This window comes from Massilia arenae (assembly GCF_008014745.1).
GTDB classification, from domain to species: domain Bacteria; phylum Pseudomonadota; class Gammaproteobacteria; order Burkholderiales; family Burkholderiaceae_D; genus Telluria; species Telluria arenae.
The window spans coordinates 24,624-43,060 of record NZ_VPFD01000001.1 but is presented as its reverse complement, the minus strand read 5'-3'; the positions used below and the strand labels follow the sequence as shown (position 1 = coordinate 43,060).

The 18,437-nt window shown below is 64.4% G+C and carries 18 protein-coding genes; 9 read left to right on the top strand and 9 right to left on the bottom strand.

Annotation, left to right across the window (positions count from 1 at the left end):
- Positions 1-82 precede the first annotated feature (82 nt).
- From FVD38_RS00210 to acnA, 3 genes are all read left to right on the top strand, one after another.
- On the top strand, positions 83-1,072 hold the full coding sequence (locus tag FVD38_RS00210) for an HpcH/HpaI aldolase/citrate lyase family protein (RefSeq protein WP_147933002.1): 990 nt from the start codon (positions 83-85) through the stop codon (positions 1,070-1,072).
- A 7-nt stretch (positions 1,073-1,079) separates the two neighbouring features.
- Entirely contained in the window at positions 1,080-1,628 is a 549-nt protein-coding gene (locus FVD38_RS00205) for a lysozyme inhibitor (RefSeq protein WP_147933001.1), read from the top strand.
- A 119-nt stretch (positions 1,629-1,747) separates the two neighbouring features.
- Positions 1,748-4,456 (top strand): aconitate hydratase AcnA, encoded by a 2,709-nt coding sequence (gene acnA / locus FVD38_RS00200; RefSeq protein WP_147933000.1) that lies wholly within the window; start codon positions 1,748-1,750, stop codon positions 4,454-4,456.
- A gap of 256 nt (positions 4,457-4,712) precedes the next feature.
- Here the strand turns inward: acnA and FVD38_RS00195 are convergent, their stop codons facing one another.
- Positions 4,713-5,396 carry a Fe2+-dependent dioxygenase gene (locus FVD38_RS00195; protein WP_147932999.1) on the bottom strand — a complete coding sequence of 228 codons (684 nt, stop codon included), beginning with the start codon at positions 5,394-5,396 and terminating at the stop codon, positions 4,713-4,715.
- A 394-nt stretch (positions 5,397-5,790) separates the two neighbouring features.
- Here FVD38_RS00195 and FVD38_RS00190 point away from each other — a divergent pair, with 394 nt between their 5' ends.
- The gene (locus FVD38_RS00190) at positions 5,791-7,044 is read left to right on the top strand and encodes a DUF2863 family protein (protein WP_147932998.1); all 1,254 of its coding nucleotides are present in this window, start codon (positions 5,791-5,793) and stop codon (positions 7,042-7,044) included.
- 177 nt (positions 7,045-7,221) lie between these two features.
- Here FVD38_RS00190 and FVD38_RS00185 read toward each other — a convergent pair whose 3' ends face one another.
- Entirely contained in the window at positions 7,222-8,163 is a 942-nt protein-coding gene (locus tag FVD38_RS00185) for a LysR family transcriptional regulator (RefSeq protein ID WP_147932997.1), read from the bottom strand.
- 134 nt (positions 8,164-8,297) lie between these two features.
- Here FVD38_RS00185 and FVD38_RS00180 point away from each other — a divergent pair, with 134 nt between their 5' ends.
- Positions 8,298-9,041 carry an SDR family oxidoreductase gene (locus FVD38_RS00180; protein ID WP_147932996.1) on the top strand — a complete coding sequence of 248 codons (744 nt, stop codon included), beginning with the start codon at positions 8,298-8,300 and terminating at the stop codon, positions 9,039-9,041.
- A gap of 15 nt (positions 9,042-9,056) precedes the next feature.
- On the opposite strand, the gene glf is transcribed toward FVD38_RS00180, so the two are convergent.
- The 6 genes from glf to FVD38_RS00150 form a co-directional block, all read right to left on the bottom strand.
- The gene (gene glf, locus FVD38_RS00175) at positions 9,057-10,211 is read right to left on the bottom strand and encodes a UDP-galactopyranose mutase (protein WP_147932995.1); all 1,155 of its coding nucleotides are present in this window, start codon (positions 10,209-10,211) and stop codon (positions 9,057-9,059) included.
- A 203-nt stretch (positions 10,212-10,414) separates the two neighbouring features.
- Positions 10,415-11,575, bottom strand: a complete 1,161-nt coding sequence (locus FVD38_RS00170; protein WP_147932994.1) for a serine hydrolase domain-containing protein — start codon at positions 11,573-11,575, stop codon at positions 10,415-10,417.
- Complete coding sequence (locus FVD38_RS00165) at positions 11,572-12,051, bottom strand: CYTH domain-containing protein (RefSeq protein ID WP_147932993.1); 480 nt, start codon at positions 12,049-12,051, stop codon at positions 11,572-11,574. The genes FVD38_RS00170 and FVD38_RS00165 overlap by 4 nt, the downstream gene beginning before the upstream one ends.
- Positions 12,052-12,055: 4 nt before the next feature.
- Complete coding sequence (locus FVD38_RS00160) at positions 12,056-13,177, bottom strand: M14 family metallopeptidase (RefSeq protein ID WP_147932992.1); 1,122 nt, start codon at positions 13,175-13,177, stop codon at positions 12,056-12,058.
- Between the two features lie 139 nt (positions 13,178-13,316).
- The gene (locus tag FVD38_RS00155) at positions 13,317-13,721 is read right to left on the bottom strand and encodes a hypothetical protein (RefSeq protein WP_229493314.1); all 405 of its coding nucleotides are present in this window, start codon (positions 13,719-13,721) and stop codon (positions 13,317-13,319) included.
- 162 nt (positions 13,722-13,883) lie between these two features.
- Positions 13,884-14,207 (bottom strand): KGG domain-containing protein, encoded by a 324-nt coding sequence (locus FVD38_RS00150; RefSeq protein ID WP_147932991.1) that lies wholly within the window; start codon positions 14,205-14,207, stop codon positions 13,884-13,886.
- A gap of 329 nt (positions 14,208-14,536) precedes the next feature.
- On the opposite strand from FVD38_RS00150, the gene FVD38_RS00145 reads away from it, so the two are divergent.
- The 3 genes from FVD38_RS00145 to FVD38_RS00135 all read left to right on the top strand — a co-directional run bounded on the left by FVD38_RS00145 (position 14,537) and on the right by FVD38_RS00135 (position 17,221).
- Entirely contained in the window at positions 14,537-15,418 is an 882-nt protein-coding gene (locus FVD38_RS00145; protein WP_147932990.1) for a hypothetical protein, read from the top strand.
- A 178-nt stretch (positions 15,419-15,596) separates the two neighbouring features.
- Positions 15,597-16,604: a glycosyltransferase family 2 protein gene (locus FVD38_RS00140; protein ID WP_147932989.1), complete on the top strand. Its 1,008-nt coding sequence runs from the start codon at positions 15,597-15,599 to the stop codon at positions 16,602-16,604.
- A gap of 17 nt (positions 16,605-16,621) precedes the next feature.
- Entirely contained in the window at positions 16,622-17,221 is a 600-nt protein-coding gene (locus FVD38_RS00135; protein ID WP_147932988.1) for a D-glycero-alpha-D-manno-heptose-1,7-bisphosphate 7-phosphatase, read from the top strand.
- Between the two features lie 40 nt (positions 17,222-17,261).
- On the opposite strand, the gene FVD38_RS00130 is transcribed toward FVD38_RS00135, so the two are convergent.
- A complete protein-coding gene (locus FVD38_RS00130) occupies positions 17,262-17,954 on the bottom strand; it encodes a cation efflux transmembrane domain-containing protein (protein WP_147932987.1) in 693 nt (230 codons plus the stop codon).
- A gap of 69 nt (positions 17,955-18,023) precedes the next feature.
- On the opposite strand from FVD38_RS00130, the gene cadR reads away from it, so the two are divergent.
- A complete protein-coding gene (cadR, locus tag FVD38_RS00125) occupies positions 18,024-18,425 on the top strand; it encodes a Cd(II)/Pb(II)-responsive transcriptional regulator (protein ID WP_229446334.1) in 402 nt (133 codons plus the stop codon).
- The last annotated feature ends 12 nt before the right edge of the window (positions 18,426-18,437 follow it).

Sequence of the window (18,437 nt, the reverse complement as noted above, 5' to 3'; positions counted from 1 at the left end):
TTGAATCTGGCGCGCGGCATTTGCCGTGCGCCAACCGCGCCGTGCCATTTATTTGGCACGGCCGTTTTATGTTGTGAGAGATATGCACCCTTCCGAGGTTTTATTCCAGGGCAAATGCCAGCCACTCCTTCTCCCCGCCTGCGACCACTACGCCGGTTCCGAGAAGCTGATGCGCAAATCGATGGCCCTGCAACAAGAGCTTGGCCCCCTGTTCGACATCACCTTCGACTGCGAAGACGGCGCCACCGCCGGCAGCGAACTGGAGCACGCCATCCTGGTGGCGCAACTCGTCAACAGCGACGACAACCATTTCAACCGCATCGGTGCGCGCCTGCACGAGCCGGCCAGCCCCCATTTTGCGAAAGACGTCGAATTCATCGTCGGCGGCGCAGCCAAGCGCCTGGCCTATATCGTGCTGCCCAAGGTGGAAAGCGCCATGCAAGTCACGCGCGCGATCGACCTGATCAACCAGCATGCCCAGGCCGCCGGTCGGCCTGACCTGCCGGTGCACGTACTGGTCGAGACCCATGGCGCGCTGCGCGAAGCCTACGACATCGCCGCCCTGCCCCAGGTCGAGTGCCTGTCGTTCGGCATCATGGATTTCGTGTCGAGCCACTATGGGGCGATCCCCGCGAGCGCGATGCGCACCCCGGGCCAGTTCACCCACCCGCTGGTGGTGCGCGCCAAGCTCGAGATGGTGGCGGCCTGCCACGCCCACGGCAAGGTGGCGTCGCACAATGTCACGACCGATATCAAGGACAGCCCGACGGTCGCCAACGACGCCCAGCGCGCCGGCGCCGAATTCGGGTTTACCCGGATGTGGAGCATCCATCCGGACCAGATCAAGCCGATCCTGAAGGCGTTCACGCCGCGCCTTTCAGAGGTCAATGAAGCGACGAATATCTTGACCGAGGCCATGGCGGCGGACTGGGGACCGATTGCCCAACATGGCCGCTTGCACGACCGTGCGAGCTACCGATATTATTGGTCGGTGTTGCAGCGTGCCAAACTGGCGGGCCTCGCGCTGCCGGATGCCGCTGCCGCAATCGTCAACCTCCCCGACAGCGAATAAACCGACCATGGCCACCCTCCTCCCGAAAATGATCGCCGCCTGCGCCGTCGCGCTCGCGGCTGCCGTCGTGTGTGCGCCGGCAAGCGCTTCAGTCGCCAAGGAAAAACATCCGAAAGCGGAAGCGGTCCTGAAGGCGCAAGCCAAGAAGAAGCCTTCGAAGAAAGCGCAGGCGGCAGCGGCTGCGGCTGCAGCCGCCGCCGCTGCTGCAGCGGTCGCGGCGAACCCGCTCGAAATCAACGAGCCGGACATCACCGACACCAAGGTGACCGAATACGCTTGCGAACTCGGCAACAAGATCACGATCTATACCAACGATACCGATGACAGCCATATCGCGCTGCGCTGGAAACAGCGCCTGCATCGCCTGGCCCGCATCGGCACCACCACCGGCGCGCTGCGCTTCGAGAATCCGCACTATGGCCTGATCTGGATCGGTATCCCGTCCAAGGGCATCCTGCTCGACTCGAAGCTCAACCGCCAGTTGGCCAATGAATGCAAGAACGCCGAACAGTCCGCGATCGTGGCGACCGCGGAACCGGAGGCGAGCAAGACTTGAAGGTGCGGCGCGGACTTTCCCGGAAGTGCGCGCCGTTCTGTCGCCCGAAGTTATATCTGGCCCGTTATTTCCGTGAACGCTGCTGTTGAAATAACAATATTCCCACTGAAGGAGAGATTATGTCTCGCAACACTCTGAACACACTGAAGGAATTCCCGATCGGCGCAGGCCAGAGCGGCCAGTTCCATTCGCTGCCGGCGCTGGCGGAAAACCTCGGTGTGAACCTGTCGCGCCTGCCGGTGTCGATCCGTATCGTCCTCGAGTCCGTGCTGCGTAACTGCGACGGCAAGAAGGTCACCGAAGAACACGTCAAGCAAGTCGCCAACTGGGGCGCGACCGCAGAGCGTACCGACGAGATCCCGTTCGTCGTGGCCCGCGTCGTGCTGCAAGACTTCACCGGCGTGCCGCTGCTGGCCGACCTGGCCGCGATGCGCAACGTCGCCGCCAAGATGGGCCTCGACGCCAAGAAGATCGAGCCGCTGGTGCCGGTCGACCTGGTGGTCGACCACTCGGTCACCATCGACCACTTCCGCGAGCCGGGCGCGCTCGACCTGAACATGAAGCTGGAATTCTCGCGCAACAACGAGCGCTACCAGTTCATGAAGTGGGGCATGCAGGCCTTCGACACCTTCGGCGTCGTCCCTCCGGGCTTCGGCATCGTCCACCAGGTCAACCTGGAATACCTGGCGCGCGGCGTCATGAAACAGGGCGACGTGTACTACCCTGACACCCTGGTCGGCACCGACTCGCACACCACCATGATCAACGGCGTCGGCGTCGTCGGCTGGGGCGTGGGCGGCATCGAAGCCGAAGCCGGCATGCTGGGCCAGCCGGTCTACTTCCTGACCCCGGACGTCATCGGCGTCAACCTGAAGGGCAAGCTGCGCGAAGGCTGCACCGCGACCGACCTGGTGCTGACCATCACCGAACTGCTGCGCAAAGAGAAAGTCGTCGGCAAGTTCGTCGAGTTCTTCGGCGAAGGCACCCGTTCGCTGTCGACCACCGACCGCGCGACCATCGGCAATATGGCGCCTGAATACGGCGCGACCATGGGCTTCTTCCCAGTGGACGAAGCGACCGTCGACTACTTCCGCGGCACCGGCCGTACTGAAGAAGAACTGGCTGCCTTCGAAGGCTACTACAAGGCCCAGGGCATGTTCGGCATCCCGCAAGAAGGCGAGATCGACTTCACCCGCGTGGTCGAGCTGGACCTGTCGACCGTCACGCCGTCGCTGGCTGGCCCGAAGCGTCCACAAGACCGTATCGAGCTGGGCAACGTCAAGAACAACTTCACCGAGCTGTTCAGCAAGCCAACCACCCAGAACGGCTTCAACAAGAACCCGGACGACCTGCACAAGGTCTACGAGACCACCAACGGCGTGCGCGTGAAAAACGGCGACATCCTGATCGCCGCCATCACCTCGTGCACCAACACCTCGAACCCGAGCGTGCTGCTGGCCGCCGGCCTGCTGGCCAAGAAAGCCGTCGAGCGCGGCCTGACCGTGGCGCCGCACATCAAGTCGTCGCTGGCCCCTGGATCGCGCGTGGTCACCGAGTACCTGACCGCCGCTGGCCTCTTGCCTTACCTGGACAAGCTGGGCTTCGGCGTGACCGCCTACGGCTGCACCACCTGCATCGGCAACGCCGGTGACCTGACCCCGGAACTGAACGCCACGATCACCCAGAACGACATCGTCGCGTCGGCCGTGCTGTCGGGCAACCGTAACTTCGAAGCACGTATCCACCCGAACATCCGTTCGAACTTCCTGGCTTCGCCACCGCTGGTCGTCGCCTACGCGATCGCCGGCAATATGACGAAAGACCTGATGACCGAGCCAGTGGGCAAGGACAGCAACGGCGTCGACGTCTACTTGGGCGACATCTGGCCAACCTCGCAAGAGATCGGCGAACTGATGCGCTTCGCGATGAACTCGGAAGTGTTCAAGAAGAACTACGCCGACGTCAAGGGCAACCCTGGCGCGCTGTGGGAACGCGTGTCGTCGACCGAAGGTCAAGTCTACAACTGGCCTGAATCGACCTACATCGCCGAACCACCGTTCTTCGCCGATTTCGAAATGACCCCGAAAGCGGCCGCCACCAGCATCACCGCGGCCCGCGCCCTGGGCGTGTTCGGCGACTCGATCACCACCGACCACATCTCGCCGGCCGGTTCGATCAAGGAAGACGGCCCTGCAGGCAAATGGCTCAAGGAACACAACGTCCTGAAAGCGGACTTCAACTCCTACGGTTCGCGCCGCGGTAACCACGAAATCATGATGCGCGGCACCTTTGCCAACGTGCGTATCAAGAACCGCATGATCCCGGCCAAGGCTGACGGTTCGGCGGTCGAAGGCGGCATCACCCTGCACCAGCCGACCGGCGAACAGATGTCGATCTATGACGCTGCAATGAAGTACGTGGAAGCGGGCACCCCGACCATGATCTTCGGCGGCGAAGAATATGGCACCGGCTCGTCGCGCGACTGGGCGGCCAAGGGCACCCAGCTGCTGGGCGTGAAGGCCGTGATCGTGCGTTCGTTCGAGCGCATCCACCGCTCGAACCTGGTCGGCATGGGCGTGCTGCCGCTGCAATTCATCGGCAACGACAGCGTCGACACCCTGGGCATCACCGGCAAGGAAACCTACGACCTGAAGGGCCTGGAAGGCGAGATCAAGCCGCAACAACTGGCGACCCTGGTGATCCACCGCGAAAACGGCGAATCGCAAGAAGTCAAAGTGCTGCTGCGTATCGACACCCCGATCGAAGTCGACTACTACAAGCATGGCGGCATTCTGCCGTTCGTGCTGCGTCAGTTGCTGGCTGCTTAAATCTGGAAGGCCCGCGCGAGCGGGCTCGATGGATGGCAAAAGGGCTGGAACCTGCGAGGGTTCCAGCCCTTTTCATTGGCGCTATCGGTTACGCGCCCTGTTCTCAACCACCGCCCCTTGCACGTCATTCCCGCGCAGGCGGGAATCCAAGTCCTTCGCGCGCCACAGGTATCAAACGTCAGTGGTATGCACGCACACTTGGGTTCCCGCCTGCGCGGGAACGACGTTCAAGGGCCGCGGGTGCAGTCGCACCACATCAGACTTCGGCCCACATCCGGAGCAGGTTGTGATAATGCGCCGTCAACCCCACCGTGATTTCCGACTCCCCATGCTGCGCCCGCAGCTTCTGGATCTGGGTATCGAGATCGAACAGCATTCCGCGCTTGCCATCGTCGCGCACCATGCTCTGGGTCCAAAGAAAGGAAGCCACCCGCTCGCCGCTCGTCACCGGCCGCACCTGGTGCACGCTGCCCGACGAGTACACGATCGCGTCGCCCGCCGCCAGCTTGACCTCGTGGGTGCCGTACAGGTCGACCACTTCCAGTTCGCCGCCCTCATATTCGTCCGGCTCGCTCAGGAACACGGTGGTCGAAACGTCGGCCCGCACCGGAGCACCGCCGCCGCGCTGGGCACGGATGGCGCCGTCCACGTGCAGCCCGTAATGCTCGCCGCCGCTATATGCATTGAAATATGGCGCCAGCACCCGCAGCGGCAGCGCACTGGAAAAGAATATGGGGTTCGCCATCAGGGCCGCGCTCACGATCTGGCCCAGCTCGACGGCGAGCGGCGTGCCCTCGCCCAGCTGGCGGTTGCGCTTGACCTTTGCCCCTTGCGGGCCGACGCTCTCGCGGCCATCGAGCCATTCCGGCGCGCCGGCCATGCGGGCGCGGATATGGGCCACCTGGTCCGGCGTCAGCACGCCGGGAATATGCAGCATCATGTCGTTCTTCTTGCTGTCGAACCAACAAAAAAATCCCTCCTGACAGTGTCAGGAGGGCAGAATCCGGTTGCCCGGCGGGGGTGGTACTCCGTGAGAAACATCCGTCAGTGCTTTCCCGGTCACCAACGGCTACTGCAACACAAGCTGGAAACACAGCTCGAACACTCCAATCGCTCTTCCCAAACATGTTTGAATGAGAATTATTCTCATTATGTACCCTGTTCGCGCATTGTGCAAGCGTTTGCGTGCACGGCTCTCGACTGGCTTTCGTCCTCCCCTCGTGACACCCATTGTTCATGACCTGTAGCCGAATCAACTACAATACCGGGGATATGGGTTTATCATCCCCCCTCGGACTTTCGAAACATTCACTGACAAGAGACCCACCAGCGCCATGCGTCGTCCTTCCAAAGATTCAACTCCAAAACTTTCCGCAGAAAGCCAGCGCCTCGTCAGCCTCTCGCAAGCCCTCATGCAAGCTGCCAGCCGTGCTGAAGAACGTGCTTGGGAACACCAACTCGACACGTGTCTGCAAAAGCTGCTCAAGACCAATCATCAGGACAGCATCGACGCCGCCCTGAACGCCCTGTTCAAGGACGACCTGGCCTCGTACGACGTGCTGATGGATACGGTCGAAGCGGTCAGCGAATCGGCCACCATGGTCGAGCAGGCCGATGGCGGCGACGTCACCTGGCAGGCCCTGCTGGTCGCGGCGCCGATCCTGGCCTGGACCCGCTTCTCGATCGCCACCGGCACCATCCCGAACGACCTGCTGTCGACCCTGGGCGCCCACTTCTCAGCCCACCTGCTGGCCGACGGCACCAAGATGGCGATCGCGCCCACCCTGTATTCGCTCGACCAGCTGCCGCGCACCCACGCCGAAACTGCGGCGCTGACGCAAAAGCTGGCCGCCGCCGCCCACAAGGGCGGCACCATCAAGCCGGCCCAGCACCTGGACGAGACCGCGCCCTTCCTGGCCGATACCCGCTACCTCTTGATCGCGATCGTCGCCCGGGCCGGCGAGCCGCTGTTCCGCTGGCAAGAGCCGCAGCACCATCTGCGTTTCGCCGACGAGCGCAATCGCAGCCTCGAGCAGTGGCGCGCCCAGGCCACCGCGAATATCGCGCGCCTGCTGCCGGGCTGCGGCATCGAGCTGCTGCTGCCAGAAGCCTATTACGTGGCCTGCCGTGAAGCCGACAAGCTGATCCGTCCGATCTCGATCCGCGCCGCCGTGCACTACCTGACCAATACGCTGGGCGTGGAAGCGTCCGACCTGCGCGCCGTGATCGCGGGCTTCGGCGAAGAGTCGCCGGACATCCAGATCGACGAATACCGCGTCTCGTTCACCATGCGCCAGAGCGCCGACGTGGTGTATGGCATCGTCTGGCCGCTGTATGGCCAGGAAGACGAGGACGGCACGCCGATGGAAGGTCCGCTGGCGGCCAGCGCCACGCCGCTGTCGCCGATCAACGAGATCGCGGCCCACCTCAACGACGCCGGCGTCGCCCACATCAAGCGCATCAACGAGCGCTACGCGGCCGAGTATTGCGACGACTGCGGCTCGCCGCTGTTCGCCGATCCGACCGGCGAGCTGGTACATGCCGAGATGCCGGAAGACGCGCCGGCTGGGACTGAGCACTTCCATTAAGCCGATCAGCATAAATCCCCGTCGTTCCCGCGAAGGCGGGAACCTAAGCCCGTAGCGGACCAGCACATTTTTTCTGGCTAGATCTGGCGCACTTAGGTTCCCGCCTTCGCGGGAACGACGGTTTTGGGGCTGCGTTAAACGACGGCTCTGGGGCTGCGTTACTTCGATAACGGGGCACTACGCACCCGGCCCCTCCGGCGTCATGAACTGCCGCGCCAGCCCCTGCTCCTCGAAACGCGCGACGACGAAGTCGATGAAGACGCGCGTCTTGGCCGGCAACAGCCTGCGGCTGGCGTAATACAGGCAGAGCGCACGCCCCTCCACGAACCAGCCCGGCAAAACGTCGACCAGCGCCCCGCTACGCAGGAATGCTTGCGCGTGTGGCAACGGCAGCACCGCGATCCCGATACCGGCCAGCGCCGCCTGCGCCATCGCTTCGGGATCGTCGCACACCAGCGCCGTGCGCAGGTCGACTGGCGCCTGCCGTCCGTCGCCATGGCGCAGGGTCCAGCTCAGCAAGCGGCCGCTACCCACGGCGCGGCGCGCGATGCCGTCGTGCCTTGCCAGGTCGTCCGGACCGAGCGGCCAGCCGCGCCGCTCGAGGTAGGCCGGGCTGGCCACGACGATGCTGCGCACGGTCGTCAGTTCGCGCGCCACCATCCCCTCGTTCAACTCGACGCCACCGCCGATCGCCACGTCGAAACCTTCCTTGACCAGGTCGACCTGGCGGTTCTCGAAATGCAGGTCGGGAACGATGGCCGGGTAGCGCTTGAGAAAATCTTCCAGCATCGGCACGAAATACGTCCTTCCGACCAGCGGCGCCATGCTGATCTTCAGGGTGCCGCCCGGCTGGCCGGCGCCCTGGCGCGTAGCCAGGGTCGCCTCTTCGATCCGCCGCCAGGGCTCGGCCACTTCATGCAGATAGCGTTCGCCCTCGGCCGTGAGGCGCAGTTGGCGCGTGGTGCGCTGGAACAGGCGCACGCCCAGGTGCTGCTCGAGGCGGGCGACGTTCTTGCTGACCGCGGCCGGGCTCAGGCCCAGGCGGCGCGCGGCGGGCGAAAACCCGCGCTCCTCGGCGCTGTAGATGAAGGAGACGAGATGGCTGATCGATTCAGGCATGACGGTGTCTGGATGGTAGCGATCCGGGGATTTTATACCTGGAGTTGAAAGTCATACGACCTCTAGCTGGCTAGTTTCAACTCCTGGTCGGCAGCATACTGCCGACTCGACCAATCATTCACAGGGAGTCCATCATGAACAAGGCATTCGAAGGCAAGGTTGCAGTCGTCACCGGCGGTTCGCGCGGCATTGGCGCCGCCATCGCGAAGAGGCTCGCGCAACAAGGCGCGCACGTGGCGCTGACCTACCAGCAATCGGCCGGCGCCGCCGAGACGTTGGTGGCGGAGATCAAGGCTTCAGGCGGCAGCGCCGAGGCGATCCGCAGCGATGCCGCCGATCCGGCGGCGATCGAGGCCGCCATCGCGCGCGTCGCGCAACAACATGGCCGCATCGACATCCTGGTGAACAATGCCGGCGTCGCCGTGTTCGGCCCGATCGACGACTTTACGCTGGAGGATTTCGACAAGACGGTCAACATCAACGTGCGCGCCGTCTTTGCCGGCGTGAAGGCGGCGCTGCCGCATATGAAGGAAGGCGGACGCATCGTCAACATCAGCAGCACCAATGCGCTGCGCATGCCGATGGTGGGCGGGTCGGTGTATGCGATGAGCAAGTCGGCCCTGAGCGGCCTGACCCAGGGACTGGCGCGCGAACTGGGGCCGCGCGGCATCACGATCAATAATGTGCTGCCCGGCCCGGTCGACACCGACATGAATCCGGAAAAGACCGAATTCGGCGCCGGCCTGCATGATTATATGGCGATCAAGCGCCATGGCCGTCCCGAAGAGATCGCGGCCATGGTCGCCTACCTGGCCGGACCGGAAGCCGCCTACGTCACCGGCGCCGACCTGTTGATCGACGGCGGCTTTGCGGCCTGAGCGCGGCCTGAGCTGTTACGCCATCGGATCGATGGTGAAGGCCGGCATGCGCTCGCCGGTCTTTGCGCTGTCGAGGAATTTGTCGGCAGTGAGCAGCGCTTCGTGGATGGTGACGTCCATGTCCAGGTAGCGGTAAGTGCCCAGGCGGCCGACGAAGGTAACGTTTTCTTCGTTTTTCGCCTTGTTGACGTACCGCTCCAGCTGCGCCTTCTCGCGCGTCTGGCGGATCGGATAGTACGGGACGTCCTTTTCTTCGCACTGGCGGCTGTACTCGGCGTAGCAGATGGTCTTCTCGTGCTTTTCCCACGGCGAGAAGTGCTTGTGCTCGGTGATGCGGGTGTATTTCTTGTCGTCGTCGCAGTAGTTGATGACGGCATTGCCCTGGTAGTCGCCGTCGGCGCGGAAGGTTTCAAAGTCCAGCGTGCGGTAAGGCAGGCGGCCCTCCTCGTGCTTGAACCAGGCGTCGATCGGGCCGCTGTAGAACACGTGGGCGTAATTGCCTTTATCGGCCGGATCGAAGGCCGTGCTCAGGTGCACGGTCACGCCCGGCACATCGATGATGTTCTGGACCAGCGCCGTATAACCATCGGCCGGCATGCCCTGGTATTTGTGATTGAAGTAATTGTCGTCGTAATTGAAACGCACCGGCAGGCGCTTGAGGATGCTGGCCGGCAGTTCGCTCGGGTGCAGGCCCCATTGCTTGATCGTATAGGTCTTGAAGAAGGCTTCGTACAGTTCGCGACCGACGAAGCGCAGCGCCTGCTCTTCGAAAGTGGTCGGGTTCTCGATCGACTTGTCGCCCAGGCTCTGCAGGAATTCCTGCGCCTCGGCCGGGCCCATGGTCTTGTTGAAGAACTGGTTGATGGTCAACAGGTTGATCGGCAGGGTGAACACCTTGCCGCCGGTGATGGCCTTGACGCGATTGACGTAAGGCTTGAACTCGGCATAGCGGTTGACGAATTCCCAGGCGCGCTCGTTATCGGTGTGGAAGATGTGCGGGCCGTAGACGTGGACCATGACGCCGGTCTCGGCATCGCGTTCCGAGTAGCAGTTGCCGGCGATGTGGGGACGCGATTCGAACACGTCGACGGTATAGCCGGCCTGCGCCAGCTGGTTTGCGATCACGGCCCCGGAGAATCCAGCGCCGACGATGGCGATATTCTTGTTCATTCTTGTGTGTCCTGGTGGTGTTGGCAATGCCGGAGCGTATGCCTGACCTTGACCCGACCGGGGTTACTTCAAGAATAAATTGTCGGGTCAATCGTGGACACACAACACCGCATCGCGGGAAGAATTAATGATAAAAATATATCATTCAAATCCCCTTTTGCCCCGCACAATTGGAGCGGCCCGCGCTGCGGTTATTAAATGTGTTATTTACGGATTGCGGCGATCACGCGTGTGGCGAACTCGGCCGCGTTGCCGGCATGCCAGCGCCAGACGATCACCAGGTCATGCTCCGGCGAAACGACGATGTCATTGCTGCCCGCCCCCAGCGCCGCGAAGGCGGTGGCCGGCATGCCCGGCAGGTTCTTGCCCTTGGTGTTGAGCCACCACAGATAGCCATAATCCGGACCGTGGGCGCTCGGGGTGAGCGCTTCCTTCACGTAGGACGCCGGCAGGATCTGCTTGCCGCCCCAGTTGCCCTCGTTCAGCCACAGGTAGCCGAAGCGCGCCATGTCCCAGCTGTCGATCCACATGCCGCCGCCCCACCGCGTGCCGCCGCTGACCGATGGCACCTGCTTGCCGTTCACTTCGACATAGCTGTTATGGTAAGGAACCCATTTCCAGGTCGACGAGGCGCCGATCGGATCCATGACCTGCTGCTGGAATACGTCCGGCACCGACTGGCCGAACACGCGCAGCAGCGACAGCGCGAAACGGTTGACGCGGGTGTCGTTGTACTCGTAGAAGCTGCCCGGCGCCTTGATCGCGCGCGGCTTTTTCTCACCCTTGCCGAACGCTTCCTTGCCGATGAAATTGCTGTGCTTGCCCCACAGCTCGCCTTCCCACTCGGATTCCTGCTGAAGGTGCTGCTTCCAGGTGACGGGCGCATTGTGTGGCGCAGCATAACCACCGTCGCTGACCGTTTTGACCACCGGATCATTGACCTGAATGCGGCCGTCGCGCACCGCCACGCCGGCAACCGTCGCCAGCATGCTCTTGGCCACCGAATAAGTCGGATCGACGAAGCGCGTGTCGCCGAACTCGGCCACCACATAGCCCTTGTAGATCACGACGCCGTTGGTATGGGCGCGCTTGGTCGGCATCGAGCCCAGGCGGGTGCCGAACACGGCTTCCTGGTCGGACAGGTCGAGCGGACGCTCGGTCTCGCGCGACTCCGCGAACTTGACGGCCGCAGCCAGGGCCGCCGGGTCCATGCCCAGCTGGGCCGGGTCCTTGCGGGTCCAATCGCCGGCAGGAGGGAAATAAGCTGCATTGTCGGCGGCTAACGCGCCGGTGGCCGGCAGCGCCAGGCCCAGTGCGGTGGTGAGGGAGAGTGCGAGCAGGCTGCGGCGCGAGACAATAATCATCGGTCGGTATCGGTCCAGGTGGAATACGGAGAACGGATCAGGTTGGAGTTGTAATAGCGCTTGTCGCCGGTGACTTCTTGGCCGATCCAGTCCGGCTTGTCGAAGACGGCGTCTTCAGCCGGCAGCTCGATCTCGGCCACCACCAGGCCCGTGTTCTCGCCCAGGAATTCGTCGACTTCCCAGGTGAAGCCCGCGTGCTCGATGCGGCGCCGATATTTTTCCACCAGCGGCCGCTCGCACAGGCGGTCGAGCAGTTCGGCGGCATCATTCAAGGGAATCGGATACTCCCACTCCCCGCGCGCGGCGCCTTCGCTCTTGCTCTTGATGGTAAGAAAACCCTGGTCGCCGTAGATGCGCGCCCGCACGGTGCGCAACGGGTCCGAGCTCAGGTAACCCTGGCGCACCAGGACGGGCGTGCCCAGCGTGCGCCAGGCATCGTTCGCCATCAGGAACTTGCGTTCGATTTCAATGCCCATGCGATCAGCCCAGCGCCTGCAGGATCGGCTGCAGCATCGCCGCGCCCAGGCCGGCGCTGCGCGCACCGTTCCAGCCGACGTGCGGGTCGGGCAGGTTGGCATTGTCCTTGAACGGCATCTCGAGCGTCAGCGACAGGCATTTGTAGTGGTGGCCGACGTACTTCGAGGCCAGGGTCAAGAGCTCGTCGTTGTACTTGCTGGCGGCGTAGCCGTATTCCTTCTGGAAGTCCGGGCTGCACGAGATATAGCGGTCGATGAAGCTGCTCTGCTCCAGCGCGCGCTCGGCGGTGAAGTCTTCGAGCATCTCGCAGCCGGCCACGAAGTTGTAGGGCAGCGCCTCGTCGCCGTGGATGTCGAAGAACATGTCGATGCCGACTTCTTCGATCTTGCTCTTGACGCACAGCACTTCAGGGCTACGCTCGATCGACGGGTTCATCCACTCGCGATTCAGGTTGGCGCCGGCGGCATTGGTGCGCAGGTTGCCGCGCACCGAGCCGTCCGGGTTCATGTTCGGCACGATGTAGAACACGGCGCGCTGCAGCAGCTTGCGCGCGACCGGGTTGGCGTTGTCGAGCAGCGCATCCATCATGCCTTCGACGAACCACTCGGCCATCGATTCGCCCGGGTGCTGGCGCGCGATGACCCAGATTTTTTTCTCAGCCTGCGGATTGCCGATCACCACCAGGTTCATGTCGCGGCCGTCGACCGTGCTGCCGATGTCGTGCACGCGCGCGATCGGGTTCTCGGCCACTTCACCCAGCAGGCGCAGGTGGCGTTCCCAGGTGTAGGGCTCGAAATAGGCGTAATAGACGCTGTCCAGCTCCGGGGTGTGCTCGATCGTCATCACCTGGCCGTCGAAGCTGGTGGGCACGCGGAACCAGTTCTCGGTATCGTAGCTCGCCACCGCCTGGTAGCCCTCGAAGCCCTTCGGATAGGTGGCCTGGCCGGCGTTCAGGAAGCGCATCGTGACCGCCTGGCCACGCGCGCCTTGCAGACGGAAGTGGAACCACTGGTGGATGTCGGCGTGCGAATCCTTGCGCAGGTTCAGGTCGATCTGTTTGACGTTGTCGGCGCGGACGACGTCGATCGAGCCGGAGTCGAACATCGTGCTGATCTTGATGGGCATCGTGGGATCCTTTCATGGCCCGTCGCAGTGGACGGTGTGCAAATATCGGAAGCGTCGGGCGCCTGCCCGACGTGGCCCGGCCATGATACCGGATCGGCCACGCCGACCGCTGATGCCGGGCCGGGGTGGGAGCGCGTGTTTACTGCGCGTCGAGGTCGATCAGGTCCTTGGTGTACATGGCCATGATCTGGCGCATCAGTTCGACGTTGCCGCGGTCGAGGACGACGGTCAGCTCGGGCTTGCGATCGAGCACGAAGTGCATGCGGATCGCGCCTGGCAGTTCCTTGCAGTTCACGTATTGCGCGCGCGGAATGTAGGGACTGTCCCAATCGGCCTGGGTAATCCCGGGACCGGCAGGCGGCGCCTTCAGTTGCGGATCGCGGTTGACCGGCAAGTGCTTGAGCAGCCAGAACACGATCGAGGCCGGGATGTGGATGCACAGGTCGCTCGCGCCCTGGCTGGAGAACTTGGTGAGCAACAGGTTGCCGACCCGGTCGCAGGACATGGACAGGCTCTTGACTTGACGAATGACCGCTGGTTTCACGACGTTGATCCTTGGGGGAAGGTTGAAAAAGGCGCAGCGATTCTACCGCATCCCATTCGCGTTTTGTGTGTATTAAAGGCAAAACCAAAGCAAAACGGGAAGCTCGTGGCTCCCCGTTCCTCGCCTGCCGCCGGCATCGGCCGGTCGGTTGATTACTCTTTCTTACTCTTTCGCGCCGCCGCTGCGGTTGCCGCCCTGGGCGCTCTGGCGGTTGCCGCTCTTGCTCGAGGTGCGCGATGCCGTGCCGGCGCTGGCATTGGCCGACTGGCGGTTTCCGTGGCTCAAGCTACCGGCGCGGCGTGCTTCTTCCGACGTGAATTCGTGGGCGGTGCCCTTGGCGTGCGCAGCCTTGCCGCCCTGGCTGGCGATTTCGCGCTGGCGCGCTGGATCCATCGAGGCGAAGCCGCGATTGCGGGTACCGCTGGCGGTGCTCTGGCTATTGCCTTGGTTGCCCGATTGCTTGTTACCCTGGTTGCTTGAGGCCATGATGACGTTCTCCCTTATACACTTGTGGAAACCGCCGCGTCCTGCGGCAGGCTTGAGACCGACCGCCGCCGGCTGGCGAACGATGAGTCGAAGCCCATCTTAGGCAGGCATCTCCAATGCGGCTATAGGAGCATTTCAGATGACTTTGTAGGACTTCGCGCGACAAATAATGTATCTGCGAAAAATTACTTCCAGTCGTCAACAAACTCGTCAGGACCAGTCCTACACCGTCCCCCTACCTCTTCCTATTCTGTGTGGGGCGCGCGAGCCGCATCATGGCTGTATACGGCAGGAATTCGACCTGCCTGTCTACAGCACAGGAGACCGTCATGGACACCAACAAGCAAGACAAGCACACGCTCCCCGGCAACCAGGCCGACTACGGCGCCAATGAAAAAGGCACGCCAGGTTCCAAGGGCATCACGCGCGATGGCCCGCCGGATCATACCTACCCCAATGCAGCCAGCCGCCAGCAGGGCAGTTCGGCGATCGACGACTCGGGCGGCAGCCTGGCCCGCGGCGGCTCGATGCAGGGCCAGCAGTCCGGCGGCAGCGGCACCACCCAGGGCGTCACCGACAGTCACGAGCGCCAGATGCAGATGCATTCCGATGCCTGGGGCAAGCTCGAGCAGCCGGTCGGCAACCGCCAGCGCGATACCGGCGTCTCGGTGAGGGGCGACGTCCTCAACCGCCAGGGCAAGACCCAGACCGGCGACACGCTCAATCCGCAGGATCCGGCGCATCCGCAGCTGCATGGCGCCGAACCGGGCCGTGACGGCCGCGTGCCGGGCACTGTGCCGCCGGAGCCGGTCGGCACCGAGGCCGGCGTGCCGGGCGTGCAGCACGGCGACATCTACGGCAACCGCCAGGGCGCCGACGACAACCGCGCCGACACCCAGGGCGCCAGCGCCAGCCGGGTCCAGCGACAGGTCGACCGCGAAGCCGCACAGGGCGCCGAGCCGCGCAAAAAAGGCAGCGACGACGTCCACAAGTCGAACAACGTGTCCGGCGGCCTGCCGCGCAGCCCCGGCAACTCGGGCCCGCGCACCGAGGGCGAAGGCTACCAGGTGGGCGGCAGCATGCATGCCGAGCCGAATCCGGTGCACCAGTCGAACGACGCCGCCGGCGGCTATCCGCGCAGCCCGGGTGGCGCCAACAAGCTGGCGGGCGACCGCAAGATGGACGACGACACCGGGCTCTCGCGCGGCTGAGTCCGCTCTTTTTTCGCATGACAAGCGGCCCCATCGAGGGCCGCTTGTTTTTTCCGGCATCCGCGTTGATCCATCTCCAAACCGTACCGGACTGGAGGAACCGGGCCATACGCTGGGCACTCGAACCGCTCGACATCGCCACGATCACGCCGTGGCGCGAGACCAGCGGAGACCTCCTATGCCTGCACCGGACGACGCCCCCAACACTGCCCTCCCCACGGTTTCCGTGGTGCTGCCGGCCTGCGGCCGCATGGACCTGCTCGACCGCAGCCTGGACGCCCTGATGCGCCAGAGCGTCGATCCGCGCAGCGTCGAAGTCATCGTCGTGGACGACGAACCCAACCACAACACGCTGCACCTGGTGGCCGGCTGGCGCACCCGCACGCTCGAGCGCGGGCCGCGCCTGGCCTATGTCGCCAACACCGGGCCGCGCGGCCCCGGCGCCGCGCGCAACCGCGGCTGGCGCGCGGCGCGCGCCGACGTCATCGCCTTCACCAGCGACGACGCCGTGCCCAGCCCCGACTGGCTGGCCCAGGGCCTGGCCGCCTTCGATGACGGCGCCGCCGTCGTCTGCGGCCGCATCGAGACGCCGGTGCCGGCCCGTCCCACCGACCGCCAGCGCAGCGCGCATGCGCACGAACTCGCCGATTTCACCAGCGCCAACTGCTTCGTCCACAAGCCGGTGCTCGAACGGCTCGACGGCTTCGACGAGCGCTTCAGCGTCCAGCGCGGCAGCGACGCCGACCTGCACTTCCGCCTGCTAGAACAGAACATCCGCATCGTGCGCGCGCCGCAGGCGCTGGCCGTGCACCCGGTGCGTCCGGCGCCCTGGGGCGCGAGCCTGCTGCAGATCCGCCATGCCGTGTTCGACGCACTGCTGTACAAGAAGCACCCGACGCTGTACCGCGAACGTATAGAAGCGCGTCCCTGCTGGGACCATTACGCCATCGTCGCCGCCCTGCTGCTGGCCCTGCCCTGCTGGGCGCTGGGCGTGCGCTGGCTGGCCCTGGCCGCCACCCTGGTCTGGCTGGCGCTCACGGTGCGCCTATGCCTGCGCAGGCTGAAGGGCACGGCGCACAGCGCCTCGCATGTGGCCGAAATGGCGATCACTTCGGTCCTGCTGCCGCCACTGTCCGTGTTCTGGCGCCTGGCCGGCGCGGTGCGCTATCGCGTGCGCTTCGCCTGATCTTCGGCCGAGCGCGCATGAAAGCCATCTTCCTCGACCAGGAGGGCACGCTGGTCAACGACATCCCATTCAATGCCGAACCGCGCCGCATCCACCTGGTGAGCGGAGCCGGCGCGGCGCTGCGGCTGCTGGCCGAGCTCGACTATCGCTTGTTCGTGGTCTGCAACCAGTCCGGCATCGCGCACGGCTGTTTCACCGAAGCGGCGATGGGCCCGGTGTCCGACCGCCTGGGCGACCTGCTGTTTCGCGAACAGCTTGTCCTCGCAGGCTATTACTACTGCCCGCATCATCCGCTCGGCACCGTCAGCGAGTATGCCTGCGCCTGCGCCTGCCGCAAGCCCTCGCCCGGCATGCTGCTGCGCGCGGCGCACGAGCATGCCATCGACCTGCGCGCGTCCTGGATGATCGGCGACATCCTGCACGACGTCGAGGCCGGCAACCGCGCCGGCTGCCGCACCCTGTTGATCGACAACGGCAGCGAGACCGAATGGCGACTGGGACCGCGCCGCCTGCCCACGCGCATCGCGCCGGACCTGTACAGCGCGGCCCTGCTGATCGCCGAACATGGCGAGCGCGAGGACGTGCGGCCGCAGGCGGGTGCGCGTCCTTTGGGATAGCGAGGGCCGGCGATATTTGCCAGAACCGTGACGATTCCAGTCAACTCCGCCGGATCTCGATGATCGGCGACCGCGCCGACGCAGGCGCCGGGACCGACTCCGGCACGCTTGCCGCCAACGCCTGCTCACGCAGCTCGGCGCGCGCCTGCCGTATCACTTCGCGCGCGGCAGACAGGCCGAGACAAGCCATGATGCTCGCCACCACGATGTCCGGCCATCCGGCGCGGGTGCCGAACACGCCGAGCGCCGCCAGCATCACGGCCAGGTTGCCGATCATGTCGTTGCGGGTGCACAGCCATACCGAGCGCATATTGGCGTCGCCGTTGCGAAACGCGTACAGCATGGCCGCCACCGCGCCATTGGCGGCCAGCGCCAGCAGGCTGACGGCGCCCATGGTCCCGGCATGCGGCAGATGGCCGTCCAGGCCGAGCCACAGCGCCCGCGCCAGCACCAGCACGCCGAACACGCCCATCACGACGCCCTTGGCATAGGCCGCGCGCGAGCGCCACACCACGGCCATGCCCAGCACGAACAGCGACACCCCGTAATTGGCGGCGTCGCCGAGAAAGTCGACCGAGTCGGCCAGCAGCGACACCGAGCCGGCGGCCAGGCTGCTGGCCAGCTCGACGCCGAACATGGCGAAATTGATGATGAGCGCCGCCCACAGCACCTTGCGGTAGCGCCCGTCGGGCGGTGGTGTGGAACTGCAGGATCCGGAACAACAGGCAGACATGGTTGACCTCCAATGACGATATCTGCATTAGAATCCCTGTAGTTACTACAAGGTCAAGCGAGGATTTGCATGCTGATGCGCATTGGTGAACTGGCGAAACTGACGGGCTGCCAGTCCGAGACGGTCCGTTTCTACGAGCAGAAGGGATTGCTGCCGCCACCGGTCAGGTCGCAGGCGAATTACCGGATGTACGATGCCAGCCACGCCGAGCGGCTGCATTTTATCCGCCGCTGCCGGTCGCTGGGCATGTCGCTGGGCGAAGTGGAAACCCTGCTCGGCTACCAGGACCAGCCGGAGCGTTCCTGCAGCGGCGTCAACGCGCTGGTCGACCACCAGCTGTCCGAGATCGACCGCCAGATCCTCGAACTGAAGGCGCTGCGCACCGAGCTGTCGACCCTGCGTGCGCGCTGCGATTCGACGCGGCCCGCCGGCCAGTGCGCCATCCTGCGCGAGCTGACCGAACACGCCTGAACCGCGGCCGAC